32 protein-coding genes and 1 pseudogene are annotated in these 25,363 nt (G+C 32.9%); 21 read left to right on the top strand and 12 right to left on the bottom strand.

Features of this window, described 5'->3' with window-relative positions:
- Positions 1-28: 28 nt before the first annotated feature.
- The 3 genes from MKY04_RS11260 (at position 29) to MKY04_RS11250 (ending at position 2,345) form a co-directional block, all read left to right on the top strand.
- Positions 29-811, top strand: coding sequence for a YqhG family protein (locus MKY04_RS11260; protein ID WP_346234399.1), 783 nt, complete (start codon positions 29-31; stop codon positions 809-811).
- Positions 812-1,038: 227 nt separating this feature from the next.
- Positions 1,039-1,857, top strand: coding sequence for a carbonic anhydrase family protein (locus MKY04_RS11255; RefSeq protein ID WP_346234398.1), 819 nt, complete (start codon positions 1,039-1,041; stop codon positions 1,855-1,857).
- A 143-nt stretch (positions 1,858-2,000) separates the two neighbouring features.
- Positions 2,001-2,345 (top strand): DUF378 domain-containing protein, encoded by a 345-nt coding sequence (locus MKY04_RS11250; RefSeq protein ID WP_346234397.1) that lies wholly within the window; start codon positions 2,001-2,003, stop codon positions 2,343-2,345.
- A 107-nt stretch (positions 2,346-2,452) separates the two neighbouring features.
- Here the strand turns inward: MKY04_RS11250 and MKY04_RS11245 are convergent, their stop codons facing one another.
- A complete protein-coding gene (locus tag MKY04_RS11245) occupies positions 2,453-3,100 on the bottom strand; it encodes a hypothetical protein (protein ID WP_346234396.1) in 648 nt (215 codons plus the stop codon).
- Positions 3,101-3,364: 264 nt separating this feature from the next.
- Here MKY04_RS11245 and MKY04_RS11240 point away from each other — a divergent pair, with 264 nt between their 5' ends.
- On the top strand, positions 3,365-3,766 hold the full coding sequence (locus MKY04_RS11240) for a hypothetical protein (RefSeq protein WP_126292577.1): 402 nt from the start codon (positions 3,365-3,367) through the stop codon (positions 3,764-3,766).
- A 124-nt stretch (positions 3,767-3,890) separates the two neighbouring features.
- Here MKY04_RS11240 and MKY04_RS11235 read toward each other — a convergent pair whose 3' ends face one another.
- A complete protein-coding gene (locus tag MKY04_RS11235; protein WP_126292576.1) occupies positions 3,891-4,109 on the bottom strand; it encodes a hypothetical protein in 219 nt (72 codons plus the stop codon).
- Positions 4,110-4,385: 276 nt separating this feature from the next.
- Between MKY04_RS11235 and MKY04_RS11230 the strand changes: the two genes are divergently transcribed.
- On the top strand, positions 4,386-5,864 hold the full coding sequence (locus tag MKY04_RS11230) for an aldehyde dehydrogenase family protein (RefSeq protein WP_126292575.1): 1,479 nt from the start codon (positions 4,386-4,388) through the stop codon (positions 5,862-5,864).
- Between the two features lie 70 nt (positions 5,865-5,934).
- Here MKY04_RS11230 and MKY04_RS11225 read toward each other — a convergent pair whose 3' ends face one another.
- On the bottom strand, positions 5,935-6,759 hold the full coding sequence (locus tag MKY04_RS11225; RefSeq protein WP_126292574.1) for an EcsC family protein: 825 nt from the start codon (positions 6,757-6,759) through the stop codon (positions 5,935-5,937).
- A 334-nt stretch (positions 6,760-7,093) separates the two neighbouring features.
- Here MKY04_RS11225 and MKY04_RS11220 point away from each other — a divergent pair, with 334 nt between their 5' ends.
- The 3 genes from MKY04_RS11220 (at position 7,094) to MKY04_RS11210 (ending at position 9,502) form a co-directional block, all read left to right on the top strand.
- Entirely contained in the window at positions 7,094-7,561 is a 468-nt protein-coding gene (locus tag MKY04_RS11220) for a DUF3291 domain-containing protein (protein ID WP_126292573.1), read from the top strand.
- A 174-nt stretch (positions 7,562-7,735) separates the two neighbouring features.
- Positions 7,736-8,392, top strand: coding sequence for a reverse transcriptase-like protein (locus MKY04_RS11215; protein WP_126292572.1), 657 nt, complete (start codon positions 7,736-7,738; stop codon positions 8,390-8,392).
- Between the two features lie 153 nt (positions 8,393-8,545).
- Positions 8,546-9,502 carry a TRM11 family SAM-dependent methyltransferase gene (locus tag MKY04_RS11210; RefSeq protein ID WP_246020125.1) on the top strand — a complete coding sequence of 319 codons (957 nt, stop codon included), beginning with the start codon at positions 8,546-8,548 and terminating at the stop codon, positions 9,500-9,502.
- Between the two features lie 492 nt (positions 9,503-9,994).
- Here the strand turns inward: MKY04_RS11210 and MKY04_RS11205 are convergent, their stop codons facing one another.
- The 3 genes and pseudogenes from MKY04_RS11205 to MKY04_RS22285 all read right to left on the bottom strand — a co-directional run.
- Positions 9,995-11,158 (bottom strand): MFS transporter, encoded by a 1,164-nt coding sequence (locus MKY04_RS11205; protein ID WP_126292571.1) that lies wholly within the window; start codon positions 11,156-11,158, stop codon positions 9,995-9,997.
- 159 nt (positions 11,159-11,317) lie between these two features.
- Positions 11,318-11,620 (bottom strand): ArsR/SmtB family transcription factor, encoded by a 303-nt coding sequence (locus MKY04_RS11200; RefSeq protein ID WP_126292619.1) that lies wholly within the window; start codon positions 11,618-11,620, stop codon positions 11,318-11,320.
- 187 nt (positions 11,621-11,807) lie between these two features.
- Positions 11,808-11,873, bottom strand: a pseudogene (locus MKY04_RS22285) (transposase); the annotation flags it as partial.
- 226 nt (positions 11,874-12,099) lie between these two features.
- Between MKY04_RS22285 and MKY04_RS11195 the strand changes: the two are divergent.
- Positions 12,100-12,633, top strand: coding sequence for a dihydrofolate reductase family protein (locus tag MKY04_RS11195; protein WP_126292570.1), 534 nt, complete (start codon positions 12,100-12,102; stop codon positions 12,631-12,633).
- A 77-nt stretch (positions 12,634-12,710) separates the two neighbouring features.
- Here the strand turns inward: MKY04_RS11195 and MKY04_RS11190 are convergent, their stop codons facing one another.
- Entirely contained in the window at positions 12,711-12,890 is a 180-nt protein-coding gene (locus MKY04_RS11190) for a small acid-soluble spore protein H (RefSeq protein ID WP_126292569.1), read from the bottom strand.
- A 187-nt stretch (positions 12,891-13,077) separates the two neighbouring features.
- Between MKY04_RS11190 and MKY04_RS11185 the strand changes: the two genes are divergently transcribed.
- Both MKY04_RS11185 and MKY04_RS11180 read left to right on the top strand, forming a co-directional pair.
- Complete coding sequence (locus MKY04_RS11185) at positions 13,078-13,842, top strand: YqjF family protein (RefSeq protein ID WP_126292568.1); 765 nt, start codon at positions 13,078-13,080, stop codon at positions 13,840-13,842.
- A gap of 94 nt (positions 13,843-13,936) precedes the next feature.
- The gene (locus MKY04_RS11180; protein ID WP_126292618.1) at positions 13,937-14,716 is read left to right on the top strand and encodes an alpha/beta fold hydrolase; all 780 of its coding nucleotides are present in this window, start codon (positions 13,937-13,939) and stop codon (positions 14,714-14,716) included.
- 117 nt (positions 14,717-14,833) lie between these two features.
- Here the strand turns inward: MKY04_RS11180 and MKY04_RS11175 are convergent, their stop codons facing one another.
- A complete protein-coding gene (locus MKY04_RS11175) occupies positions 14,834-16,579 on the bottom strand; it encodes a B12-binding domain-containing radical SAM protein (RefSeq protein ID WP_126292567.1) in 1,746 nt (581 codons plus the stop codon).
- A gap of 342 nt (positions 16,580-16,921) precedes the next feature.
- Between MKY04_RS11175 and MKY04_RS11170 the strand changes: the two genes are divergently transcribed.
- Entirely contained in the window at positions 16,922-17,518 is a 597-nt protein-coding gene (locus tag MKY04_RS11170) for a biotin transporter BioY (protein ID WP_410799034.1), read from the top strand.
- Complete coding sequence (gene bioB, locus MKY04_RS11165) at positions 17,515-18,525, top strand: biotin synthase BioB (RefSeq protein WP_126292566.1); 1,011 nt, start codon at positions 17,515-17,517, stop codon at positions 18,523-18,525. The genes MKY04_RS11170 and bioB overlap by 4 nt, the downstream gene beginning before the upstream one ends.
- A gap of 52 nt (positions 18,526-18,577) precedes the next feature.
- Here the strand turns inward: bioB and MKY04_RS11160 are convergent, their stop codons facing one another.
- Positions 18,578-19,183, bottom strand: a complete 606-nt coding sequence (locus tag MKY04_RS11160; RefSeq protein ID WP_126292565.1) for a methyltransferase — start codon at positions 19,181-19,183, stop codon at positions 18,578-18,580.
- Positions 19,184-19,402: 219 nt separating this feature from the next.
- Here MKY04_RS11160 and MKY04_RS11155 point away from each other — a divergent pair, with 219 nt between their 5' ends.
- The 3 genes from MKY04_RS11155 to MKY04_RS11145 all read left to right on the top strand — a co-directional run bounded on the left by MKY04_RS11155 (position 19,403) and on the right by MKY04_RS11145 (position 21,084).
- On the top strand, positions 19,403-20,095 hold the full coding sequence (locus MKY04_RS11155) for an AIM24 family protein (RefSeq protein WP_126292564.1): 693 nt from the start codon (positions 19,403-19,405) through the stop codon (positions 20,093-20,095).
- Positions 20,096-20,322: 227 nt separating this feature from the next.
- Positions 20,323-20,751 (top strand): VOC family protein, encoded by a 429-nt coding sequence (locus MKY04_RS11150; RefSeq protein ID WP_126292563.1) that lies wholly within the window; start codon positions 20,323-20,325, stop codon positions 20,749-20,751.
- 105 nt (positions 20,752-20,856) lie between these two features.
- The gene (locus MKY04_RS11145) at positions 20,857-21,084 is read left to right on the top strand and encodes a YdbC family protein (protein ID WP_126292562.1); all 228 of its coding nucleotides are present in this window, start codon (positions 20,857-20,859) and stop codon (positions 21,082-21,084) included.
- Between the two features lie 176 nt (positions 21,085-21,260).
- On the opposite strand, the gene MKY04_RS11140 is transcribed toward MKY04_RS11145, so the two are convergent.
- A complete protein-coding gene (locus MKY04_RS11140; protein WP_185807608.1) occupies positions 21,261-21,401 on the bottom strand; it encodes a hypothetical protein in 141 nt (46 codons plus the stop codon).
- 176 nt (positions 21,402-21,577) lie between these two features.
- On the opposite strand from MKY04_RS11140, the gene MKY04_RS11135 reads away from it, so the two are divergent.
- A complete protein-coding gene (locus tag MKY04_RS11135; protein WP_126292561.1) occupies positions 21,578-22,093 on the top strand; it encodes a hypothetical protein in 516 nt (171 codons plus the stop codon).
- Between the two features lie 95 nt (positions 22,094-22,188).
- Here MKY04_RS11135 and MKY04_RS11130 read toward each other — a convergent pair whose 3' ends face one another.
- Complete coding sequence (locus tag MKY04_RS11130) at positions 22,189-22,389, bottom strand: hypothetical protein (protein ID WP_126292560.1); 201 nt, start codon at positions 22,387-22,389, stop codon at positions 22,189-22,191.
- A gap of 171 nt (positions 22,390-22,560) precedes the next feature.
- Between MKY04_RS11130 and MKY04_RS11125 the strand changes: the two genes are divergently transcribed.
- Positions 22,561-22,956, top strand: coding sequence for a gamma-glutamylcyclotransferase family protein (locus tag MKY04_RS11125; RefSeq protein ID WP_126292559.1), 396 nt, complete (start codon positions 22,561-22,563; stop codon positions 22,954-22,956).
- 169 nt (positions 22,957-23,125) lie between these two features.
- Here the strand turns inward: MKY04_RS11125 and MKY04_RS11120 are convergent, their stop codons facing one another.
- Positions 23,126-23,302: a hypothetical protein gene (locus MKY04_RS11120; protein WP_185807607.1), complete on the bottom strand. Its 177-nt coding sequence runs from the start codon at positions 23,300-23,302 to the stop codon at positions 23,126-23,128.
- Positions 23,303-23,447: 145 nt separating this feature from the next.
- Here MKY04_RS11120 and purU point away from each other — a divergent pair, with 145 nt between their 5' ends.
- From purU to MKY04_RS11105, 3 genes are all read left to right on the top strand, one after another.
- On the top strand, positions 23,448-24,353 hold the full coding sequence (purU, locus tag MKY04_RS11115) for a formyltetrahydrofolate deformylase (protein ID WP_126292558.1): 906 nt from the start codon (positions 23,448-23,450) through the stop codon (positions 24,351-24,353).
- A 173-nt stretch (positions 24,354-24,526) separates the two neighbouring features.
- Positions 24,527-24,730 (top strand): small acid-soluble spore protein Tlp, encoded by a 204-nt coding sequence (locus MKY04_RS11110; protein WP_126292557.1) that lies wholly within the window; start codon positions 24,527-24,529, stop codon positions 24,728-24,730.
- Between the two features lie 144 nt (positions 24,731-24,874).
- Positions 24,875-25,306 (top strand): DinB family protein, encoded by a 432-nt coding sequence (locus tag MKY04_RS11105; RefSeq protein ID WP_246020123.1) that lies wholly within the window; start codon positions 24,875-24,877, stop codon positions 25,304-25,306.
- Positions 25,307-25,363 lie beyond the last annotated feature (57 nt).

Here is a 25,363-nt window from a genome sequence, read left to right as displayed (position 1 = left end):
GTTATGAACGAAAGGAGAATTGCATTAAATGTTTGCAGCACAAGTTCATGACTATTTATACACTTTTTTTAAAGAAACCAATTGTGACATTTTATTAGATGAAGAACATTATTTAACAGTTCAGCTAACAATTGATATAGATAAAAAAATAATGAATAGACCTTTTTACTGGAAATATATCGAAAGTACAAATAGTGAACCTAATCCAGCAAGGCTTACTTTGATTACAGATCGAACGAAAGTTGAAAAACAATTATTTGGAGAAGTAATTCATTTTGGCTCAGCTCGTTTAAATCAAATATTTAAAGCGACAAAGGAACTTGGCTCATTTGTACAAATGTATGAAAAAGAAGACTCCTCAAGTGGGAAGTTTACTACATTAACACCATATTTCTGTGTAAATTACAAGGTTTCTTATTATTGTGATCAAACGAAGGAAAGGCTTTATTCACTAGGGATTAATTTAATCAATGGAGCGATTGAGGATAATTTCCATGAATCAATTTGTGAGTTGAATTTAGATCCAAAAATGCCGGAAGATGCATTTTGTTTACAATATATTATAAAGCCAAGTCGTGCACTTGAACGACTAGATTTAATGATCCAAAAAATTATACAACAAGATGACCATACGTGGGCTGAAGATGCCAAAAAACGTTGGATAAGAGAACAAGAGGTATTAGATTATTTTTATGAAGGGGAAGAAACGAGACCAGAAAGCTATGAAATCGAAAAAAAAGCACTAGAAGAGCGATTTAATCCTAGAATAAAAGTTGAAATTATTAATGGTGGATTATTTTATTTGAAATAAATTTGTGTACAAGGATTTTCCGTAAAATATATGGAACGTACACTGCTTCAAAAGAATGATGATCGTGGGCTACTATACATTCATATATTTATTGCGAAATAAGAGGGCTGTTCAGATAATATACGTTCTGGACAGCCCAATTTTTAAAATTTAATTATGATTTATTGAATAGAACTAAGTGTTTATTGGCTAATTTGTTAGAAAAGAGCATTAAAAGGAGAAGGATCATGAGAAAAAACTACGTTTATGCTTTTTTAGCAATTATAATTGTTTTTACGATTGTAGGCTATTATTCAATCAACAAGCCAGTACAAACATCCTTTGAAAATGAAGAACAATTAACAGCTACTGATGTATATTGGTCCTATGAGGGTGCAAACGGCCCTGCTGAATGGGTCAATGTAGATTCATCATATGAGGCTTGTGGAAGAGGAGAGTTGCAGTCACCAATTAATATTGAAGTTGCTAAAACAGCAAAACAAAAATTGAATGAAGAAATTCATTTAAATTACGAGGAAGCTATTTTTTCTATTGAAAATAACGGTCATACAATTCAAGCTAATTCTACTTCAGTGGATAATTCACTATTGATTGAGGATGAAAAATATGATTTAACTGCAATTCACTTCCATTCTCCAAGTGAGCACCAGTTAAATGGTCAATATTTTGATATGGAGGCACACCTTTTCCATGAATCAGAAAATGGTGATTTGGCGGTAATTGGATTGTTTATTAAAAGTGGGGAAGAGAATAAACTTTTAGCTGAAATGTGGGAAGAAATGCCGGCAGATGGGAATGAAGCTGCTAAAATCCTTCAAAATCCAATTAATTTACAACAGCTTTTACCTGAGGAAAAAAGTGTCTTCCAATATGTTGGTTCATTAACAACTCCTCCTTGTACTGAAGGAGTTAATTGGTTTATTCTAGAACAACCAATTGAAATGTCAAATGAACAAATTAATCAATTTAGCTCCATCTTCTTACAAAATAATCGTCCAATTCAAAAATTAAATGATCGAGATGTCTATAGAATCGAATTAAACTGAATAAAAACAAATGAAAACGCAGCTTAATACAGGCTGCGTTTATTTGATTAAATTTGCAGTATAAAAGAAATATTAATTGAGAATAATAAGAGAACACAATATGCTATTGAGTAAAAATTTTGAAGATTTCAGGAGGTTCTAATATGGGAATTGTTTATCGAATTGCTTTGGTCCTAGCAATAATTGGTGCAATTAATTGGGGACTTATTGGATTATTCCAGTTTGACTTAGTTGCTGCGTTATTTGGTGGGCAGGATTCAATATTATCGAGAACTGTATATAGCCTTGTTGGTCTAAGTGGTCTATTATGTATACCTTTATTGTTTAAGGCATTTGAGGAAGACGATGTAGAAATTGCAAACAATCAATTTAGCAATGCATTTACTAACACAAATTATCAAACTGAATTTGGTGAAGAAGAAGAGTTTTCAGAAGTGCAAAAAGAACGTGCCACTGAATTATATGATAATGATGATAAGAAGAAATAATTAAAAAATTAGTCCCAAAAGTTTACTTATGTAGACCTTTGGGACATTTTATTTTTCAGTTAACAAAAATGTCCGTCCCAAGAGAATTTCTTAAGACGGATACCTTATTAATTTAAAAAATACTCGTATTTTTTAGGGAAGGTAACTCCGATTTTTTCAAATTCAGATTTAGCTTCTTCAATACGGGATTTTACTTTTGCTTTTGCTTCGTCATCTAACTTATCATAACTTTCATGCATAGGATGTTTTGGAATTTCTATACCTAGTTTAGCTAATTGCTTCTTTCCCTCTTCTTTTGATATTGACCCATCTTTCATTTGTTTGAAGATCTTTTTGGCTTTTTCTTTAGTTTTGCTATCTAAATTTTCAAAAACGCTGCATTTTCCATGTTTTTCAGGAAGTGTTACCCCAAGTTCCTTTAATTTTTTATTTGCTTCTTCTTTTGTTAATTTTCCATCTTTTAATTCTTTAATAATATTTTCAGCTTTCTCTTTCGTTTTATCATCTAAATTTTCAAAACCATTATGTTTTCCTTTATGTTTAGGTACTTCAACACCTAGAGCAGTTAAATCTTCTTTTAGTGAGCTTAGAATATCATCGACCTGTTGTTTCGTTTTTATGTCTAGCTTTTCATATTCATCTTTAAACTTATGATGGTCTTCATTAGCATAGGTTGTAAAAGAAAAGCTATTTATTACTGCAAAAATTAGGAAAGCTGCAATGGTATAAGCTAATAAATTGATTTGTAGTTTCATCTTTATTCACTCCTAGTAAAGTAATAAGTTTTAAAAAGTTATGTTGCTGTGAATTTGCTTAAGTACACCACCTTTTATCATTTAAAGCAAAAAAACGACGATTTTTGCCACCTTATACAATTAATATTTTATGATGGAAACAAAACTTTATACTTATTTTAGTGATACATTGAGTTCAAAAAGAATATAGTTCTTTTATGGAATAATTTCCAAATATTTAGGGGAATATAAAATTAAGGAAATTAATTTTTGAGAGGTTTTTTTATGAATTTTCCATTCAGTTTAATTTTATGTATTGTGTTAATGGGAATAATAGCTTGTTTTTTATATTATTTAGGAAAAAAAATATCATATAGCTTTATACTTTATAATCCATCAATTACCTTAGGATTTAGTGTAATTTTCTTTTTAGTGAAGATGATATTTTCACAACAAAATCAATTAGAATATTCGATTGATGTGATAATAACTGTTATTTTACTATTTGTCTGGATAGTAGCCCTATTAGAAGCGGTCATAATCGATATATTTGAAAATGGTGAGGAAATGCTTAATGATATACGACTAGTAATAGGAAAAGAACTAAAAAAAGAGATGAAAATATTAGTAAGTACATCCTTTCAAAATTGGAAACGTATAATAGTAAAAAGTAAAAATACAACATAATAACAACAAAAAAGGGTTCGTCCAAATTGTTATTTTGGAACGGACCCTTTTCGACGTGGATGTATGTTTTAATAGGACTTTTTTTGAAATTTTTATTGAGAAATAATTGTATCGAATCAACAAATTATCTTTTTTTCTTTTTATCAATAGAACTTAGAGTAGTTTGTTTTTTTACTGCTTCTAACTCTACTTGAATATGAAATTTATTTTCATCAATTTCAGTTATGCTGACAATTTTCCCCTTACGACCTTTAATTTTAATTTCAGAATTAATAGAAGGTACTTGATTTAAGAGTTGACTTAATAGTAGGTTATTTTTTTCATAAAAATGTACAGCGAACATCCATTCATCTCCCTTTAAATTTAATTAATCCATTTTATGTTGAAAAAGAGAATATAGAATTAGTTGAAGTTGGTGATAAAAGATTTCTTTTAGCAGATTATAAAAACAGGAAGTAATGAGCTTATTCTATTCAAGTAGTAAAAATCCTAAATAGAATAGCATTTTATAGAGCTGTGTATCGCTTTTAAATGACACAAAGAAAAATAGTATATTCTAGAAACCCAAAACCATACTAGAAATTGATTGATAATTAAAATAGGTTATGGAGGGTTTGCTATGACAAATGAACCAATTACGGTATTTGCTATTATAAATGGCGAAAAAGTGGAGACTGAAAAAAAGCTGCCTCGTGAAAATCCCACTCATCCAGATGAAATAGTAGGTTATGCTCCAATTAATACAAAGGAAGAAGCAATTCGTGCTATTGATTCTGCTTACAATGCATTTAAAGATTGGGCATGGAGTGACGTTGATGATCGAATCGCAAGAATGAAGAGAGCAATTCAGAAAATTAAAGATGCTACACCCGAAATTGCCGAATTACTGTCAAGAGAACATGGCAAAGCTTTATATGATTCTCAAGGTGAGATTGCAATATCACTTATGTGGATGGAATTTGCTTGTGACCATGTAAAAAACGTTATAACACCTCAGGAAAAAACACATGAAAATGGCAGAACAATCATAACTTTTGATCCAATAGGAGTTGTTTCTGCGATTACTCCTTGGAACTATCCCATTTCTTTATCAACAATAAAGATAGCTCCGGCACTTTTAACTGGAAATACAATGGTTTTAAAGCCAAGTCCGTTTGCACCTTTAGCTGTCAGCCGTGTTGTGGAAATAATAGCTGATGAATTTCCACCTGGAGTACTTAACCTAGTCCATGGTGAAGCTGATGTTGGAGTGGAGCTTACTTCAAATGAAAAAGTGGCGAAAATTGCATTTACAGGTGGAACAAAAACTGCAAAAAGCATAATGAAAGCTGCATCGGATACTATTAAAAAGATGACGCTGGAATTAGGAGGAAACGACGCGGCCATCGTTTTAGAAGATTTTGATGTAAATGATGAACGCGCTCTACGCAGGATGGTTATTTCGAACTTCCTTACAGCAGGTCAAATTTGTATGATAGCAAAACGTGTATATGTACATCGTTCCATTTATGATGCGTTCGTTGAAAAATATATTGAAGCTGCAAATAAATGGATTCGGGTTGGAGATCCTTTTAATCCAGATGTTACAGTAGGTCCTGTAAATAACAAAAATCAAGTAAAATATGTACAAAGCCTCATTGACGATGCAAAAAGTAAGGGCGCAGAAATTGTCAAATTAGGAAAAGTATTAAATCCAGAACTTATGGAAAGTGGCTATTTCCTTCAGCCAACATTAGTTTTAGGGGCAGATTATCACGATCCAATTGTAGTTGAAGAACAGTTTGGCCCTACTGTACCAATTCTTCCATTTGATGATGAAGAACAAGTGATTGAATTGCATAATGAAAGCATATATGGACTAACTAGTTCAGTATGGGGAGAAGAAGAGCATGCTATTAAAGTAGCTCGCCGTATAGAGGCTGGTACAACGATGATAAACACAGCTGCAGTACAAGGTTTAGATGTTCGTTTCCCATTTGGGGGAGTCAAGCAATCGGGTGTAGGTCGTGAGTATGGAGAAGAAGGGTTAAAATCCTATACAGAAACACATGTCATTAATATACCAAAGAACTTAGAATTACCTTATATTCCAGAATAAAAAATAATTTAAAGTAAACAAGAGTAATTGGAGTTAATAGCTTCAATTACTCTTTTTACCTGTCAGCCCTTTATTCGAAAATGCTATTTTCTTGTTCCTCTAGGCTTTGCAGCTTTTCATAAATGCGTCTTTTACGGTATAACATGATTCCCGCTTGGGAGACGTCTTCAATCATCGCTTTGTTTGAAAATGCACCAAATATCATTCCTGCAATTGGGACCATTTGAAATAGCTTTTTCCAACCGAATTGGTCACGGTATGTAAAAAATACTTCTTGCCATCCTTTAAGTTGACTAATCATACTTTCTGATGAATCTCTTTTCTCATTTATCTGTGAAAGTTCTTTTAAGATGGCTTCTTTCCCAACGATATCAGCAGAAGCAAATTGCAGGCATTTTACAATGAATACACGTTCCTGCTTTTCATTTGGATCATATCCATGAATGATTGCAATTTCCTGCAATGTTTTTAATGCGATTCCTAAAATAACAGGTATATCAACAACTAAAGTAAATATACCACCAATCCCAGTGGAAGCACCTTGTACTGTCGCTAATTTCATCCGCTCATTTTGCAATCTCTCACCTAGGGAAATCATATTTTCTAGCGGCATACTACCGATATCTTCTATCGATTCAATTGGATATAAGGTGCTTTCTTGTATTTTCTTAATCATGGATTTTTTATTAATTAAATATTTTCCACCAGTTTGAATGTAGTTGCCCAATTCAGAAACCAGTATCCCAAGCTTTTCTTGAATAAATTTCGGTGTTATTTTATCAAGTAATTTAAAAGGAAGGCGACCAAGCTTTTCCCAGAAAAATAAACCCTTTTGATCCTCTTCCCACTTTTCAATCTCTTGTAAATAATTCATTAATTGTTCTTTTGATTCCAATTGAAATTCTCCTAACTTATTCAACATTGATAAATATACGATTTAAACTTTCAAAATGTTTCATCAAAAGTATGAGCAAATATTAATATTTATATAATAATGCTACATTTTAATGTTTCTAATGGCTGTTGGGATAAAAAGCTTAAAGAGGGTAATTTGTCACCTATTGAGTTTGCCAAACTATTACTTTTTAATATAACCTTAACTTTATAAAATTAGCGAAAAACTGGCAGGGAATAGTGTAATCACGTTAACAATTTTGTTTAATAGTAATTGGTTAAATCTTTCTTGAATATATGTAGTTAAAAGTAAATCAAGAGATGGAGAGATAAAGATGGCTTTTGTTGCGATCTATACAATTGGTAGGTTGAAATATCCTGACGAACATCCAGCTTCTCGTGAGTTTTTCGAAGTCGGCTATAAGGTAATACGACAGGCTGATCTATCAGGAAATCTTGTAAGGGAGTTTTCACCATATGGAATAGCATTCCCTGAGGAATTGATTAAAGGAGAAGGAGCGCCTATTCTTACACTAACAGTATGGAAAAGTCTTGAATCCTTATATCGATTTACATACTCAGGTCAGCATATGAGAGCATTAAGAGATAGGAATAAGTGGATTGAATCACATCATGAGAAACAACCTTCATTTGTGGTGTGGTGGACTGAAGAGGTAAAAGAAGTATCATGGGAAGAGGCTTACAAAAGATATACCTATTATCTTCAGCATGGACCTACTCCTTATGCATTTGACTATAAGAATGCGTTTAACGAGAGAGGCGAGTTGTATTTGTTTAAGTAAGTAGCAGCTGCCTATTCTGTCTGTTTATTCATTAGTACAGTGGTACACAAACTTCTATAAGTAAATTAGTTTTTCTGTAAAACAACAAAGAAAAAGTTTGATACGAATAATGAATAAGAGGGTTATACTATGGCTAATTAGACATTTGATGTACAAAACCTAGGAGGTCCTTTTATGAAAATTACAATTGAATGGACATATAAAACAAAAAATGGTGCAGAAACAGTCTTTCGTTCTGAAGAATTATCTCCTGCCCACGCTTTAACAATAGCAGAAGATATTGAAAAAACTGGACGAGCAAAAAATATGACACTTATTGATGAGCATGATAGTACATGGATGATGAAAGAATTAAAAAAATATATTAAGGAAATTGAGACTGAACCGCATAATGTCCGTGTTTATTTTGATGGTGGTTTCGATATTCAAACAAGTTCTTCAGGATTAGGCATTGTTATTTATTATGAGCAGAATGGCAAGTCATATCGATTGAGAAGAAATGCTCCAGCGTCAGGGCTTACATCAAATAATGAAGCTGAATATGCAGCATTGCATTTAGGCGTTGTAGAGCTTGATTTATTAAATGTGCACCATCAAACTGTACAATTTATAGGTGATTCCCAGGTAGTCATCAATCAAATGAATGGAGAGTGGCCAGCATATGAGCGTGATCTAGCAGATTGGGCAGATCGAATTGATGGCAAACTAAAGGATTTAGGAATTACAGCAGAATACGAACTTGTCCCTCGTAAATTAAATGCAGAAGCTGATCGACTTGCTTCTCAGGCGTTAAATAGGGTGGATATAACAGGGCAAATTGAGCTCCAATAAAATTAGGAAAAGAACAGTTTTGAATTCCTTTCTATTTTTAGTGTATAATTTATTGTTATGAATGAACTGCAAAGTTTTAATTCCAAGTATTATTTCAGTATAAAGACAGTCGTAAAATCGGCTGTCTATTTTTCTTAAAAGGATGATAATTAATTGAGTAAACAACGAAATAGTAAATTCAACTATATTTATACATATGTACATCATAAAGATGAGTACGAATTATGCAGAATGGAGATGCGTTCATTTTTTGGCTTCGATACACAATTGAACTATTTATTTAGCAATATTGATATCGATCCAAGCCGCAGTCCTTTTATTCGCGAACAAATTGAAGTGTTATATGAAGGCGACAGCATTGTTGACATTAAGAATTTGGTTAAGGAAATGAAAATAAGTGTAGAAACATATAAAGTTGTATGCTTGAACAACATAGATTTTGGAGAAACAAAGAAAATACCTCATCCAGAGCGTCGAACAATTGAGCGTGAAATAGGAATATCCATCGATGGAGAGCCTGACTTGAATAATCCAGAAGCAGTGTTTGGTCTTATACAGATTGACGAACGCTGGTATTTTGGCAAATATACGATAAGTGAATCTATTTGGAGGAAGCACATACATAAACCAAATAGTTATTCAACAGCACTTAATACACGAGTTGCTCGAGCAGTTGTGAATATTGCAATTCCACAACCAGTAAATATAAAAGCAATAGATCCTTGCTGTGGCATAGGTACAATATTAGTTGAAGCTCTTTCAATGGGGATTGATATAGTAGGCAGAGATATTAATCCTCTTGTATGCGTTGGCTCAAGAGAAAATATTGCCTATTTTGGCCTTGTGGGTATGGTAACTAAGGGACCCATTTCAGAAGTAACAGAACATTATGATGTTGCTATTATTGATTTGCCTTATAATCTTGCGACCCATATTTCACCAGAGGAACAATTTGATATTATTAAACATGCCCGTCGTATTGCAAATAAAGTTGTTTTTGTTACGATTGAAACGATTGATGAAATGATTGTAGATGCAGGTTTTGTAATAAAGGATCGATGTATTGCAAGAAAGCATCTATTTGAACGCCAAATTTTATTGTGTGAGTAAATTCTCGTCAAAGCTTCCTGCATAGTAGGAAGCTTTTAGTCTTATGACTAGCTGCTATTTGGAAGTAATCAGCTTTCGGGATAAGTATCTTAGATAAGAGTTAGAATTTTATATCATAGATATAGAGGATAAAAATTTATTAATGCAAAATTTCTAAAAGATGTAGCTTTAAAATAAAAATTAATTAAAAAAGACCCTTCAATACTTATTTAACAGGACATACCAAAACTCCATTTTGAAAAAAGATTGATCAAAATGGAGTTACTCTTTTTATCTAATTATAAATTTTTTATAAAAAAGTTTGATCATTTCCATAATCCATATTTCGCAAACTTCCTTATTAGTTGTAGAGGAAATTTATTTTTACCTTGGATTAAGCATATCATTTTACTTATCAATTACTCTTCATTATTCCAGTTCATAAATAATTTTTTATTCTAATTTATTATTTTAAACCTGGTTTCCTAATAACTAAGGGGTTATGATTTTTTTTTACTCTTCTGGCATCTTGCTTAACTGTGCTCGGGAAAGTGCCAAAGTTACTACAATAGCTATTGTAACTCCTAATGCGCCTATCCAGGTAACTGAAGAAAGTGATACTTTCTCAACAAAAATACCTCCAATTCCTGCACCAGCCGCCATTGCCAATTGCATTACTGACTGATTTAAGCCTAATAATATACCTGATGACTCTGGCTCGATTGTAGCCAAGTTATATTGTTGTGTTGGTCCCGATGACCATGCAGCAAATGACCATAGTACTAATATTATTAAAACACTAATATAAGAATTTGTTACAAGAGATAATAATATTAACATAATGACGTGTAACGACATTCCACCTAACAATGTTTTTTGAACTCCCCAACGATCTGTACTAAATCCACCAAATTTAGAACCGAATAAACTTGCTATACCAAAGATTAGCAATACACCACTTAAAAGTTTTTCCTCTATTCCTGATACATTTAACAAGTAAGGTGAAAGGTAAGTGTAAGCAATTGAATACCCTCCAAGCCAGAAAAAAGTAATTGCTAATCCAATTGTAACCCTTCTTTTCTTAAGAAGAGCCAACTGTTTAACTAGTCGTACAGGCTTATCACCCTTAATAAGGGGAATAGATGCTCTAATTATTATCATTGCAAGAATTCCCAGCAGTGCTATTCCACCAAAAATAACTTTCCAACCTAATAAACTAGAAATAATTCTTCCAAGAGGTACTCCTATGATTAATGAAGCCGTAAACCCCATAACTACTGTAGCAATAGCGCTACCTTGTTTACCTTCTGGTGCTATCTTTGCAGCGATAGTTAATGCTGTAACAACAACCATCCCTGCCCCGAGTGCCATAACTATTCGAGCTACTACAAATAATCCGTAACCTGGTAGGATGAATGCCAAGATATTACCTATTACGAACAAACCTAATGAAAAAATCATTAATTTACGTCTGTCAATACTAGATGTTATTCCCATAAGAATAGGTGTAAATATTGCATATACAAGTGAGAATATTGTAATTAATTGACCTGCTGCAGCCAAAGTTATTTCAAGTGAATCTGCAATCGTATCTAAAATTCCCGAAATAATATATTCGGAAGTTCCTACTAAAAAACTAACGATTGCCAAGATATAAATCTTCAAAGTATTAGACAAATGATGTCACTCCTTATAATTTCGTTTTCATATCGATATATCGTTAATTATCGATATGTTTATTCAAAAAAATATATTGCATGAATACTAACTATGTATTCTAGCCGAAATGAAACTGAATCCTCCCAAAGAATTCGTAAGGAATTCAGTTTCACTCAGTTATCTCTTTTGCTTCAAGAACTCGGCGATCCCATTGATGGCATCTTCATTTCTTTTGTAATAAGTATACTTACCTATACGGTTAGCCTTTATAAGTCCAACCTGTAAGAGCATCGAGAGATAATGAGATGCCGTCGATTGCGTCATTTCCAATTTTTCTGTAATTTGACTAACGCATACCCCGGTTTTGTTCATATCAATCCCTTCGTGGGGAGTGAAATGGAGATCGGGTTCCTTAAGCCATTCTAAAATTTGCAGCCTTGCTTCATTAGATAATGCTTTAAAAATATCAACTTGTTTCATACAAATCATTGTATCGAGAATTATCGAATTGTCAAGTGCGCACTCTTTCTTCGAAGCCATATAGGATTAATCCTCAACATAATTAATATTATACAATTCATTATATCGAGAATTGTCGATACGTCAAGTGTGAGCGGTATAACTTTTTATAAACAATTCAACTTTATTTCAAAATCAAACTTGAATCTTTTAACCAAGGCTTATAGTCTACTCCAATACCTGAGCCTCGACCTTCTTTAATCCACTTTTCAATTTTAGATGTTCTTGCTCATTTAGACATAAAAAACACTCCTTTAGACAACTACAATCTAAAGGAGCATTTCATCGCGACTTTATTTTAAACATCGTATCTTTTTCATAAACACCGCAACTTTATTTCAAAGAAACAAAAGAAACTAGTATCTTTAAAATATATTTAAGTAACAAAGTTTGTTAAAATATAGACGAACATACATTCTTTTTGAGGGGGAGGGGAAATTATGAGCAATAAACGAAAATTATTATTATTTATTGCTGCCAGTTTAGATGGGTACATTGCAACAAAAGATGAGTCACTTGATTGGCTTTATCAAGTTCAAGGAGAGGGGGATAATGGATTTTCCGAGTTTTATGAAACAGTAGATACGGTTTTGATGGGAAAGAGAACATACGATTGGGTAGTGAAACAAGATTTAAAGGAATTCCCATATAAAAACAAAGAATGCTATGTGTTTACTAGATCTTTTTCTGTGAACACAGAAGATGTGGAATTTATAAATGATGATGTTGTTAAATTTATAAATAAACTAAAAAGCCAAGATGGGAAAAATATTTGGATTGTTGGTGGAGGAGAACTATTATACTCATTTTTACAAGAAAAGTTGGTAGATGAACTTATCATAACAGTTGCTCCAACTATAATCGGAAAAGGAGTTCCGTTATTTAGAGAAGGAGATTATCACTTAGAGCTATCATTGAAAGGAACTAAAAAATTCAATCAATTTGTTGAATTGCATTATGAAGTAAAAAAGTAATACTTTTTAAAATGAAAAATTTAAAATACGTAGAAACCACTTGAATGCATTTCCAAGTGGTTTTTTTTAATTACGAATTAGTGCTCTCTTAAATCTGATAAAGCAACTTCTTGTTCATTCTCTGTATCATCAATTGGAAATATTCTAGCTGTACCTTTATTTTCGTCGACGTTTTGGATGTATACGCGGACTCCATTAAATGTTACGTTCGCTAAAGTAGGTGACTCTGCTATTTCTTGTGCTCTTTGAACATTCATCTAAAAAGCCTCCTTTTTTTATTTTTTCTACAGATACGTTTCCACTTTTAATTATTATCATTTTTTAACTAAACGATTCCCGCATATTAATACATGCATCATTTTTCATACAAAAATGTCTATTGAGGGACTTTTTGGAGAAAGCTAACATTAGCGATGACTAAAATACTGAAAGGGTAGACTTGACATGGATGAACGTTTCACTACAAAAAAGGCTTCTCATAATTATAATACTCGAAAAAGAGACCTCCCATCATTGCCATATATCATGAAGCAGACATGGACCGATTCTCTGTTTATACATTACCCAGTAAACCAACAAGTTTTACAAAAATATGTTCCAGATGTTTTACCTATAGATACATACGACGGGATGGGGTGGATTTCAGTTGTGCCTTATCTCACTAGCTCCATGAAACTGCGAGGTTTTCCATCAATACCTGGTGCAAGGCAATTTCCAGGTTACAACGTTCGAACATATGTAATCGTAAATGGGCGGCCAGGTATTTATTTTTTTAGTCTTACAGCTGCAAACTTAATTGCCTCTACTGCGGCGAGGTTTTTTTTCCGTTTACCTTATTACTATTTAGAAATTTATATGGATAATCATAATGAACTAGTGAACTTTCACAGCAAATCCATAAAGAACAGTGGTGCACAGTTGATATGTAATTATAAGCCAATTTCTAAACCAAATCCTGCCGCGAAAGGTTCATTGGATGAATGGCTTGTGGAGCGCTATTGTCTTTTTACTATTACTAAAAAAGGTGTTCCATTAAGATGTAATATTTTACATCGTTCATGGTTATTACAAGATGTCGAAGTAGAAATTCATAAAAATACGATATTATCCGCATTAAATATTTCACCTGCAACTAATGAAGTGATTATGCATTTTTCAAAAAGGGCGGATGTGAGTATATGGCCTTTAGTGCCAGCAATTTATTCTTAATGTTTAATAAATTTATACCGAAAAATATAGAGTCATTGTTCCATCTCGAAACGAATATCTTAATGTTGAAACTATAAGAATGATTGGGGATGAAATGGGATATTTTGTACCGGTAGAAACAGGTGTTAATATCTATGTAGAGGATGTTAACCCCGGAGGCGAGAAGGTTTTTTTGTTTATTCATGGCTGGCCATTAAACCATAAACAATTTGAGTACCAATTTAATATTTTGCCAACGTTAGGATATCGGTGTATTGGAATAGATTGGCGTGGCTTTGGTAAATCAGATAAACCTTTTCACGGCTATAATTACAATAGATTAGCAGACGACCTTTATATCATCATTCGTTCTCTTCAGCTTCAAAATATAACACTTGTTGGACACTCTACAGGCGGAGGAATTGCAGTTCGTTATTTGTCCCGTTATCAAGGGTATGGTGTGTCAAAGCTTGTTTTACTTTCTGCCGCAGCACCTACAGGTTTTACAGCAGAGACAGCAAAGCAGCTTTTAGATGAAACATTAAATGATCGTGCTAAAATGATGCAGGGTGTGACTGATCAATTTTTCTTCCAGTATATTACAAAGGGATTTTCAGATTGGTTTTTCCAAATAGGGATGGAAGCTGCAAGCTGGTCGACTGCTGGGGTCATTAACTTATTAAAGAATGAGAAGCTGTATGAGGATCTGCTAAAAATTAATTGTCCAACATTAATTGTTCATGGTATTCATGACAAAGTAATTCCGTTTTCACAAGCAAAGGAAATGAATGAGACTATCAGAATTTCAAGGCTTGTGCCATTTGAATATAGCGGCCATGGCTGTTTTTGGGAAGAACGGGACAAATTTAATAAGCTATTAGCTAAATTTAGTTAATTATGAAGAAGTTACGGGTGATTTCAATGGATAGGGAATCACCTTTTTAAATTGATATAAATAGTCAAGTGGACGCTCCAAAAATTTTTGGACGACCACTTGAATAGCATTACCTTTTTAATTCTTTTGAAGTTGTAATGTTGCAAAATAAGGAGTTTGTCCTTGGCGGAAATATGTTAGTAAAAACGTGTCTTGCGCAACAATTTGTCCATTTTTATATGCTTCGTAGTCAAAGGCAAAAGGAGTAATAAGGGAATGTTTAAAGAAGTCTCTTTCGCTAACATTCATTTCTGCGAATTCTCTACCAGCTAATGAAGGCGTCTCTTTCAGAGCTTGATAAATATTTTTTTGCTCTTCCTCAGAAAGTCGCTCTTTCCACCATATTTTTCTTGGTTGGAATTGCTGCTTGGATAAATAATCAAGCTGCATTAGACTCCGAATAATTGGCAGCTGCTCTACGTTTTGTGTATATAAAAACTCTTCGAGCCTTGTAAATAAATCTTCAAGTTGGTGTCCAATTCTAGACCAGCCTTTTTCTTCCCAATAAGTACCGAAGTTTTGGAAAAAGTCAAATGGTGTTTCAAATATCTCGGTAACTAAGTATTCAATTGTATTGTCCATACGATGGTCATTCCAGTACTTTTCCAGCACATCTTCAGCTTGTTTTATGCGAATGATTTCATCAAAAGTTAAAACATTATTTGAAAAGATTTCATATGGTGCAACATCGACATATTTGTAGCCATACTCTTTTGCTTGAATTCGAAGGCCTGTCCCACGCAGAAGCTTTAAGAAACCAAGCTGTAATTCTTCAGGCCGCATTGCAAACACATCATTAAACGTCTGACGGAAGCTGTTATAATCTTCCTCTGGCAGTCCAGCAATTAAATCAAGGTGCTGATCAATTTTACCGCCTTCTTTTACCATTGTTACAGTACGTTTTAATTTTTCGAAGTTTTGACGACGTTTTACAAGTTCATTCGTTAAATCATTTGTTGATTGAACCCCAATTTCAAATCGGAAAAGCCCTTTTGGTGCGTTGTCATTCAAAAATTGGATAACTTCAGGGCGCATAATATCTGCCGTAATTTCAAATTGGAATACAACTCCTGGTACATGTTCATCAATTAAAAATTGGAACATTTCCATTGCATAGCTTCGACTTATATTAAATGTACGATCGACAAATTTAATTGTTTTTGCACCATTCGCCATTAAGTAGCGAATGTCTTCTTTTATTTTTTCACGATTAAAATAGCGAACACCTACTTCAATTGAAGAAAGACAAAATTGACAGCTGAAAGGACAACCACGGCTTGTTTCGATATATTGAATTCGTTTCCCTAGGTGAGGAAGATCCTCTTCAAAGCGGAATGGACTTGGCAGCTCACGCAAGTCAATTTTTGGAGGCTGAGCATGAATTTTTATTTTGCCTCCTTGCAGGTAACAAATCCCAGGTACGTCTTCGAGTTCAATGTCCCCATTAAAATATTTTAGTAATTCTTTAAAAGAAGTCTCACCTTCACCCATGACGATGAAATCAATTTCTTCTATTCGACGAAGCCAATCATGTACGTCATAAGAAACTTCAGGTCCACCAAGCACTATTTTCGTTTGTGGGGACACGACACGAAGCATGCGAATTACTCGAATCGTTTCTTCAATATTCCAAATGTAACAACTAAATCCAACAACATCAGGTTTATGCTGAAAAATATCCGAAACGATATTGAATGCAGGGTCTTTTATTGTATATTCAATAATTTTTGGATTGAATTCAGGCTGAGCAGCTGCTTTTAAACAACGCAGCGCCAGATTTGTATGGATATATTTTGCATTTAGTGTAGTTAAAATAATATTCATTTATGGATCTCCTTTTACATACACGGTAGCTAACTATATGATTTTAGCAGTAATAAGGGATTCACGCCACTACTGTATAGTCGAGATTTATTAGATGATCATACAAAATAAAAAACTTAAAGTAAAAAGTTATGAAATTTTGCAGGTAATTGGGAAATTGAAAACTATTTTCATATAAGAACTTTCTCTAGTACTAAGGCGATTCTTCAAACTGAAGGATTGTCTTTTTTTATTTTGATTAAAAGAGATTTGTGTTAACCGTAAATCAAAATAGGTTGACACAAAAGTGTATTTTCTTCTAATATATATTTTGTAATACAAAATCTTACAGGGGTGGGAGATTTGGAAACAGGAACAGTCAATTCAAGAGTAAAAATGAAAACAGTCGATTTAGTCTATTGTGGAATCTTTGCCACGCTAATGATGATAGGAGCCAACATAACATCCTTTGCTCCATTTATGGTCGTAGGGGGTGTACCTATCACCTTACAGGTGTTTTTTGCGATATTGGCGGGTCTAATACTAGGTAGCAAACTAGGTTCGATCTCTATCACAGTTTATATGCTGATAGGTTTGGCTGGAGCACCTGTCTTTGCAAGATTTAGTGGCGGGTTCTCACAAATTTTAAGCCCAACTTTTGGATTTATCGTCACCTTTATTTTCGTTGCTTATGTAGTTGGGAAAATGATTGAAAAGAACCCTTCAAAGAAAATGTATATTGTTTCAGCTCTAACCGGAACAGTTATTAGTTATCTAATAGGTACGAATTGGATGTATATAGCCTATATGTTATGGTTCGGAGCGCCGGATGGATTTTCGTATTCCATGGCTTGGCTTTGGATGATGCCACCACTACCAAAGGATTTAATCTTAGCTGTTTTTGCTGGAGTCTTTGGATATAGAGTGCAAAAAATATTAAAGGTGGGGAATTTGAGATGAATTATATGTCTATAGCAAATAAGGTATTGGAAGGCTATGAGATAACAAATGAAGAGGCATTAAAAATATTAGAAAGCCTGGATGAAGATTTGTTGTCATTGCTTCATGCAGCTTATAAAATTCGAAAAGCGTATTTTGGAAATAAAGTAAAATTAAATATGATTATTAATACAAAATCAGGACTTTGCCCCGAAAACTGTGGATATTGCTCGCAATCTATCGTTTCAAAAGCACCAGTTGAGAAATATGCGATGATGACGAAGGAAGAAATTGTCGCTGGAGCTGAACGTGCAGCATCTTTAAATGTCGGTACGTATTGTATTGTTGCAAGTGGTCGTGGTCCAGTAAAAAGGGAAATTGATATCGTAGTAGATGCTGTGAAGTCAATTAAAGAGAAATATAAAGATATGACTATATGTGCATGCCTAGGAATTTTAAAACCAGAACAAGCACAAAGACTTAAAGAAGCTGGTGTTAATCGTTATAATCACAATATTAATACTTCAGCCAATCATCATGCGAATATTACAACATCACACACTTATGATGACCGTGTAACAACAGTTGAGTTAGTGAAAGAAGCTGGAATTTCTCCATGTTCGGGAGTCATTGTGGGGATGCGTGAAACGAAAGAAGATGTTATTAGTATGGCTAGAAGTTTACGTGCACTTGATGCTGACTCAATACCAGTAAATTTCTTGAATGCCATCGATGGTACTCCGCTTCAAGGGACACGCGAATTAAACCCACGATATTGTTTAAAGGTATTAAGTTTATTCCGCTTTATTAACCCAACAAAGGAAATTCGAGTATCTGGCGGTCGTGAAGTCAACCTTGGTACATTACAACCATTAAGCCTGTACCCTGCAAACTCAATTTTCCTTGGTGATTACTTGACTACAGAAGGTCAACCAAACGAACAAGATAAAAAAATGCTAGAAGACTTAGGGTTTGAAATTGATATTGAGCCTCTTAAACAAAAACAATTACAAAATATAAATAATTAATTTATATGAAAAGAGTATTGGGAATGTCCCATGCTCTTTTTTATTATATATTCTAAGCAAGACGATAAATTAAAAATCTTTCATAGCTGTCTTTTTCATAGTGCCCAGGAAGAGTGATCTCTTTATAAAGATTAAATAATGTATTAGTTTCTAAGAAATGTTGATAATCATCTGAAGCATAATATAGAATTAAGTCAATTTCACGTTTGCTTTGTTCAACTGACAGCAAAATGTTGTTTACGACTTTTATAAAAATTTGTACTGAAAAAGGATTAAAAAAATAGAATCTATTGTCCTTAGGTTGAATTACATAGTCTTCTGCATAACAATTGAGAAATTGAATTAACCCTTTATGCTTTTTGAATTTCCTAAAATAACTATTTTGATTTTGAATGGCTTGATTAAAAAACGTTTCATTCATTTCAATTCCAGTGCAAACTGCATTAAACGAATAATTTATATAGAAATTCAACCGTCCTTTTCCACATCCGAAATCTACAATGTTGTCAGTCATTTTTACTTCATAATGTTTAAATAATACTTCAAGTGCACTATATGGAGTTGGCTCATATGGATGATAAACAATCGAATTGTTAATATCCATTTTGCTCCCTTGGGTATGTATATTCATCAATTTATCATAATAATATTCTTTCATTTTGTTGTCCTCATTCCGTAATTCATCATTCTTTTCTATTATACATAGGAATAGTTTCTAACAAAAATGTATATTGATTACTATCTAGTTTATTGGAATAGCAAACTTCACTTGATTGTTCATTATATTTTCCTGCAAATTACATGTATTTCAAAATTTTTGAAACCATACGCTTGTGTGCAACGTATATGTTAGAAATGAAAGGGTGGGGTGTTTATTATGAATAAATATTCGATTGCTGAATTTATAAAAAATACTGAGCAAGTGGATAAAGGTGAAGGGTTTTTTGAATTAGAAACTCCTCGTATGTTAGAAGTAAACCTCGATGGTCTTGTATGGGCAAAAGCGGGTTCAATGGTCGCTTATAATGGAAAGATTAAGTTTGAGAGAGAAGGCGTTTTAGAACATGGCATTGGAGCGATGTTTAAAAAGGCATTGACAGGTGAAGGCGCTTCCCTTATGAAAGCTAATGGGCAAGGCAAATTATATCTTGCTGACAGTGGGAAGAAAATCATTATTCTTCATTTACAGAATGAAGCAATCTATGTAAACGGAAATGACCTTTTAGCATTTGAGCCATCTATTAAACATAATATTAAGCTTATGAGAAAAGTAGCAGGTATGATGGCGGGCGGTTTATTTAATGTTCGGTGTGAAGGGACCGGTATGATTGCCATTACATCTCATTATGAACCACTCACATTGCGTGTAACACCAGGAAAACCAGTTATTACAGATCCAAATGCGACTGTAGCATGGTCGGGCAATCTCCAACCTGAATTTCAAACGGATGTTTCACTCAAAACATTCATTGGTAGAGGCAGTGGAGAATCTATACAAATGAGATTTGAAGGAGATGGCTTTGTTATCGTTCAACCATATGAAGAAGTCTATATGCAGGCACAAAGTTAATAGATTTTAATCATTGAGTGAGATTATTAATAAATAAGGCATTTTTCAGACAGTGAGAAATGCTTTTTTTGTTTTGATTGTACAACAAGCTCATAAAGAGTATTCATTTTCCTTAATAAAACTAATGCGGTATGAAATTACACAGTTAAAAATTAAAAGAAAAAATAATTGATTAATTGATTAAATTAACTTTTAATATAGAGGATTAATTGAAAAGGAGAAATGGGATGAAGCCACGAATATCAGTCATTACAATTGGGGTAGATGATTTGGAGAAATCTTTGAAATTTTATCAAGAAGGACTTGGCTTACCAACAGATGGAATGGTTGGGCAAGAGTTTGAACATGGGGCAGTTGCATTTTTCGACTTGCAATCCGGATTAAAACTAGCTCTTTGGAAACGAAAAGATATTGCACATGACACGAAACTTATCCAAACACAAAAAAGTCCAACTGAATTTACAATTGGGCATAATGTGAGTAGTAAGGAAGAAGTTGATTTTGTAATGGATCAGGCAGAAAAAGCAGGTGCAGTCATTACAGTTCCACCTCACAATACTTTTTGGGGTGGCTATTCGGGCTATTTCCAAGATCCTGATGGTCATTTATGGGAAGTCGTTTGGAATCCACAGTGGGAGTTTGCGGAATTAGAATAGGCTATATAAATATTAACATCCGTATGATTGTAAAAAGAGAATTCTTTGAAAAAAGTTGATCTAGCTGTAGTGATTGTTAAATATAATTAGAAAGGTCGTAAAAAGATGGCAGAAGTTAAATATGAAATTATTAAAACCGTTGGCGTAATATCGGAAGGTAGTACTGGATGGAAAAAAGAATTAAATTTAATCAGTTGGAATGATCGTGAACCGAAATATGATTTACGTGATTGGTCAGACAATCATAGCAAAATGGGGAAGGGTGTTACGTTCACTCATTCCGAATTAAAGGCATTAAGGGAAATATTGATTAATATGACTGATTTAGATTAATTTAATGATTTTAAAAGCTTAAACTTAATTTTAAACCTTTATTTTTAAATAAAAATATTGCTTTGAGGAAGGAAAAGATAATACATGTCCACTTCAAGCACATTTACAATGCTTCAAATCTAATGCCAAAGATTTGAAGCATTTTTATTTACATAATTTTTCAATTGTACACCAAACTAATCATTAATCTTATTATCTTGATATTCAATTTTCTTCAAAGCTCGCTCATAATTTAGCTCTTGTGAAATTTCTTCGCGGTTGTTCTTTTTCTTAGGTTTCTTCATTTTTCTAAATGTTGTTTTTTCTTTTTTTGCCATTCTTCATCACCTCCAATTTTATTTTGCTCATCTTTAAAAAAGAAATGCTTGAGAACTTTATTGAAAAGTAAGTGAAGGGATGTAAAAACATTTATAACTTACTAAATTTTTGTTTTGGCTAAGAGCCCTCACAAGCTGTCCCCTAAAAACATCTATTAGTAGGAGGGGGCGGTAAAATGGGAGAGCCGAAGAAATCGAGTGAACCATGGAATGATGGTGGAAAAATAGGGCGGATTGAAAGTGAGATAGTGATTGATCGAAATTCTCTAATTATTAATCAAAAATTTTGTGTAAATGCGATTGTTGGTGCAGAACAGAAGCTAATTATTGAAGAGGTGCCGAATCTTGATGAAGAATGGGAATTAACTGCTGAAGAAGATTCCTTTGATTTTCAAGAAGAAATTGAGATAACTGAAAATATCCCCATTCGCCAAGACTATACTCTCATTTATGCATCACCCTCTAGTCCAATACGGTCGCCACTTTTAATGACCGTCATTGCGCGTAATTTGTCAGAAAATGATGTGCTGGTAAGTATTGAGGATGATCAAGATGCTTTAGTAGAAGAGGTTGTACCAGCAAATTCAGAACTTGCTTTAACTGCACAAAATGCAAATTTTATTAGAGCACTAGCACTTGCCCCAAGCCATGTCCAGTTTTTCATTAATGTTTTTCATCCAACTGGTCCATAATTTTTTATATAGATTTAGAATTGATGTATTTAATTTTTAGAGATATAAAAAAACTGCAGAAAACTATTTTAGTTTTCTACAGTCTTAGAGTACATCTATGCTGTTTCTGTTTGATTTTTTCTAGCAATATCGTGTTCCATTAGTTGCATAAAAAGACCGAAAATAAATAAATAAACGCTACCTTTTACCATTTCAATCCCAATCCAATGGGAAATATTTGTGAAAAAGCTAAGACCAAAAAGAATTAAACCAATTGTTAAGATTGTAGAACAAAGATAAATGAAAAATTTATACATTTCGTAAACCCTCCCCGATGTACGATTTATAATATATATTTATTCTATCATAAAATGAAAGAAAAGTTCATAAAAAATTCATATTTTGTTCAAAAAATCGTCAAAACTCTATTACTTTATGAAAAATGTTAAAATATCATTTTCGATATAATCTATTAGGAGGTGGCAAAAGTGATAAAAGTTTTCGTTTATGGAACCTTAATGAAAGGAGAAGTAAATGCTCATTTATTAACTAACGCTACGTGTATAGAGACCAGCTGTTGGACAAATGGCTTATTATATGACACGGGTTTTGGTTATCCAGCAATGGTTCCTTCATTACAACATAGAACTTACGTGGAACTGTATGTTGTAACAGAAAGCGAAATAAAGCTGCTAGATGAATTAGAGGATTATAAGGAGAATGGAGATAACAACTTATACAATCGGGTTAAACAACTAATCTACACAGATAACAACTCTACATATGCCTATGTCTATATTGCGAACCAGGATAATTTATTAGAAAGAAAAGTCCCTTTTGGTGATTGGAAAGCATATAGAACAAATAATTGTAAAAAATTATAAATGTCATTGCTGCCAAAATAGAGGAAGCTAAGTAAAAACGAAAGAGAGATTAAAGACCTAATTCAAGAAAAATGCTGAACTAGGCCTTGGAATTTGGTTATTATTTTTTAATAATTAATGGTGTGATTAAAGATTGGTCTAACCATTTGGCAACTTCACATTACATAACTTATTGGTTGTTTCCTTTTTTATTAGTTGAATTCTTCTTAGAGAATAGGCTTTTAAAATTTTTCTCTGTCCCATACTCCTCTTTGTTAGAACGCCCCATTTGCGGTGCAGCTTTACCATGTTGGATATCCCTGTCATCATAATTTGAGTATTCATCAAATTCTTTTTTGTCGTACATGTTGTCATCTCCTTTTAATGATATTATGGGAATGTTTCATTAACTTTATGTAAACAATAAATCATCAGTGAAAATTGTTGCTCATTTTCTGAAAATAATAGATAATTAAAAAATTAACAGAAATAGATTAGGAGTGTCGTTTGTAATGCAAGTTGAGCAAGTGAAAAATGTAACAAAACAACAAGATCTACAGCTTAGTAATCGAGCAAGATTGTTAGTAAAATGTCCAGATAAACCAGGAATTGTATCGGTTTTATCTACATTTTTATATAAGCATAATGCGAATATTATTGAATCAAGCCAATACTCAAGTGATCCTGAAAACGGAAAATTTTTTATTCGCATAGAGTATCATTGCGAACATCTTCAAGATAAAGCACAGGAAATGGAAAAGGAATTTGAACAAATTGCACGCGACTATGAGATGACTTACAACTTCTATTATCGCAATCAACGCCAACGTACTGCAATTTATGTATCAAAAGAGCTTCATTGCTTACTGGAATTATTATGGGAGTGGCAAAATGGCGACTTGGATACTGATATCGCTGTCATCATAAGTAATCATGAGGAAGCACGTTCAATTGCTGAGTCTTATGGCATCCCATTCCACTACTTACCAGCAAACAAAGATATTCGTAAAGAAGTTGAGGCACAACAAATCCAACTAATGAAAGAATATAAGGTAGATTTATTAATTTTGGCACGTTATATGCAAATTTTAACACCAGATTTTGTCAACCATTTTGAAAATCGAATTATTAATATTCATCATTCATTTTTACCTGCATTTATAGGTGCAAACCCATATGACCGAGCACATAAGCGAGGCGTTAAATTAATAGGTGCGACTTCACATTATGTTACAAATGATTTAGATGAAGGTCCTATTATTGAACAAGATGTTGAACGTGTCGACCACCGTGATGATGTGCCAACATTAAAGAAAATTGGTCGTCAAATTGAACGCCGTGTTTTAACAAAAGCTGTTAAATGGCATCTAGAGAATCGTATCATTGTTGAAGGAAATAAAACGATTATTTTCCATTAGTAAATAGCCATCTAATAATTTTTAAGAGACGTGTAATAGTCGATTTAATCTCGACTTATTACACGTTTTTTGTCAAGTTGTGTTTTTTACTTAGAGTAGGCTTCAAGTATAAATGAAAAAAACAATTACAAACTAAGATAGTAAATAAAAAATAAACATAGGAGGTTTTTGGAATGAAACAAAACCCACAAGAAGTAGCAGGCAGACCGAAAAAGTTTATTAGCAAAGAAACAATCATAAAAAATACAGAAAAAAATATCCGTGAGTCAGAAATTGGATTGGAATTTGGGCTTCCTGAAGAACGAGAAAATATTAAGGATAAAAATGAACGTAGAAAACATGCTATTCAAAGAATGAAAAATGAGCCGCTAAGTTAGTTCGGATAAGGTTGTGTTAAAGTGAAAATTTAACACAATCTTTTTTTGGAATTAATAAATTTAGCAATTTTGACGGATATATGTAAAAATAATGTATATCAAGAAGTTTAAAAGGAGTGGTTTTATATAGAAACTATTCAAAAAATGTTTGAACATTTAAATTGGGCAAATATACGTATTCTTAAAACACTGCAAAATGCGGAAGTAGAAAACCAAGAAATAATCCGATTATTTTCTCATATTTTATTAGCAGAAAAAATTTGGTTTACTAGACTGCAAGGTTTAGACAGTTCGAACGTTCCTATTTGGACAGAAGTTGATTTAAAAGTCTGTTCACAATTAGTTGAAGAAAATCAAGAAGTTTCAACAAAGTTTCTTTCCCAACTAAACAATACTGACTTAGATAAGATAGTTTTTTATAAAAACAGTAAAGGAACAGAATTTAAAAATACAATTAGAGAAATTCTTACTCATATTGCATTACATGGACAGCATCATCGCGGACAAATTAATATAAAACTTCGAACAGATGGAATTGAACCAGTGGGTATTGATTTTATTACATTTGTTAGATAGGTTTACTATATAATCTTATAAACTTGTAAAACTAGAAAGTTAATTTGAAAAAAGAGT

Origin of the sequence: Lysinibacillus telephonicus (assembly GCF_039654155.1) — a bacterium.
Taxonomy (GTDB): domain Bacteria; phylum Bacillota; class Bacilli; order Bacillales_A; family Planococcaceae; genus Ureibacillus; species Ureibacillus telephonicus.
This window is presented reverse-complemented; position numbering and strand designations above follow the sequence as displayed.

Coding starts and splice junctions, on each gene's coding strand:
- MKY04_RS11155 (WP_126292564.1), top strand. CDS start 19,403: ATGAATAAATATTCGATTGCTGAATTTATAAAAAATACTGAGCAAGTG.
- MKY04_RS11140 (WP_185807608.1), bottom strand. CDS start 21,401: ATGGCAAAAAAAGAAAAAACAACATTTAGAAAAATGAAGAAACCTAAG.
- MKY04_RS11130 (WP_126292560.1), bottom strand. CDS start 22,389: ATGTATAAATTTTTCATTTATCTTTGTTCTACAATCTTAACAATTGGT.
- MKY04_RS11255 (WP_346234398.1), top strand. CDS start 1,039: ATGAGAAAAAACTACGTTTATGCTTTTTTAGCAATTATAATTGTTTTT.
- bioB (WP_126292566.1), top strand. CDS start 17,515: ATGAATTATATGTCTATAGCAAATAAGGTATTGGAAGGCTATGAGATA.
- MKY04_RS11110 (WP_126292557.1), top strand. CDS start 24,527: ATGAAACAAAACCCACAAGAAGTAGCAGGCAGACCGAAAAAGTTTATT.
- MKY04_RS11250 (WP_346234397.1), top strand. CDS start 2,001: ATGGGAATTGTTTATCGAATTGCTTTGGTCCTAGCAATAATTGGTGCA.
- MKY04_RS11195 (WP_126292570.1), top strand. CDS start 12,100: ATGAGCAATAAACGAAAATTATTATTATTTATTGCTGCCAGTTTAGAT.
- MKY04_RS11200 (WP_126292619.1), bottom strand. CDS start 11,620: ATGAAACAAGTTGATATTTTTAAAGCATTATCTAATGAAGCAAGGCTG.
- purU (WP_126292558.1), top strand. CDS start 23,448: ATGCAAGTTGAGCAAGTGAAAAATGTAACAAAACAACAAGATCTACAG.
- MKY04_RS11185 (WP_126292568.1), top strand. CDS start 13,078: ATGGATGAACGTTTCACTACAAAAAAGGCTTCTCATAATTATAATACT.
- MKY04_RS11240 (WP_126292577.1), top strand. CDS start 3,365: ATGAATTTTCCATTCAGTTTAATTTTATGTATTGTGTTAATGGGAATA.
- MKY04_RS11230 (WP_126292575.1), top strand. CDS start 4,386: ATGACAAATGAACCAATTACGGTATTTGCTATTATAAATGGCGAAAAA.
- MKY04_RS11220 (WP_126292573.1), top strand. CDS start 7,094: ATGGCTTTTGTTGCGATCTATACAATTGGTAGGTTGAAATATCCTGAC.
- MKY04_RS11160 (WP_126292565.1), bottom strand. CDS start 19,183: ATGAAAGAATATTATTATGATAAATTGATGAATATACATACCCAAGGG.
- MKY04_RS11215 (WP_126292572.1), top strand. CDS start 7,736: ATGAAAATTACAATTGAATGGACATATAAAACAAAAAATGGTGCAGAA.
- MKY04_RS11135 (WP_126292561.1), top strand. CDS start 21,578: ATGGGAGAGCCGAAGAAATCGAGTGAACCATGGAATGATGGTGGAAAA.
- MKY04_RS11105 (WP_246020123.1), top strand. CDS start 24,875: ATGTTTGAACATTTAAATTGGGCAAATATACGTATTCTTAAAACACTG.
- MKY04_RS11235 (WP_126292576.1), bottom strand. CDS start 4,109: ATGTTCGCTGTACATTTTTATGAAAAAAATAACCTACTATTAAGTCAA.
- MKY04_RS11120 (WP_185807607.1), bottom strand. CDS start 23,302: ATGTACGACAAAAAAGAATTTGATGAATACTCAAATTATGATGACAGG.
- MKY04_RS11150 (WP_126292563.1), top strand. CDS start 20,323: ATGAAGCCACGAATATCAGTCATTACAATTGGGGTAGATGATTTGGAG.
- MKY04_RS11260 (WP_346234399.1), top strand. CDS start 29: ATGTTTGCAGCACAAGTTCATGACTATTTATACACTTTTTTTAAAGAA.
- MKY04_RS11190 (WP_126292569.1), bottom strand. CDS start 12,890: ATGAATGTTCAAAGAGCACAAGAAATAGCAGAGTCACCTACTTTAGCG.
- MKY04_RS11145 (WP_126292562.1), top strand. CDS start 20,857: ATGGCAGAAGTTAAATATGAAATTATTAAAACCGTTGGCGTAATATCG.
- MKY04_RS11180 (WP_126292618.1), top strand. CDS start 13,937: ATGGGATATTTTGTACCGGTAGAAACAGGTGTTAATATCTATGTAGAG.
- MKY04_RS11245 (WP_346234396.1), bottom strand. CDS start 3,100: ATGAAACTACAAATCAATTTATTAGCTTATACCATTGCAGCTTTCCTA.
- MKY04_RS11175 (WP_126292567.1), bottom strand. CDS start 16,579: ATGAATATTATTTTAACTACACTAAATGCAAAATATATCCATACAAAT.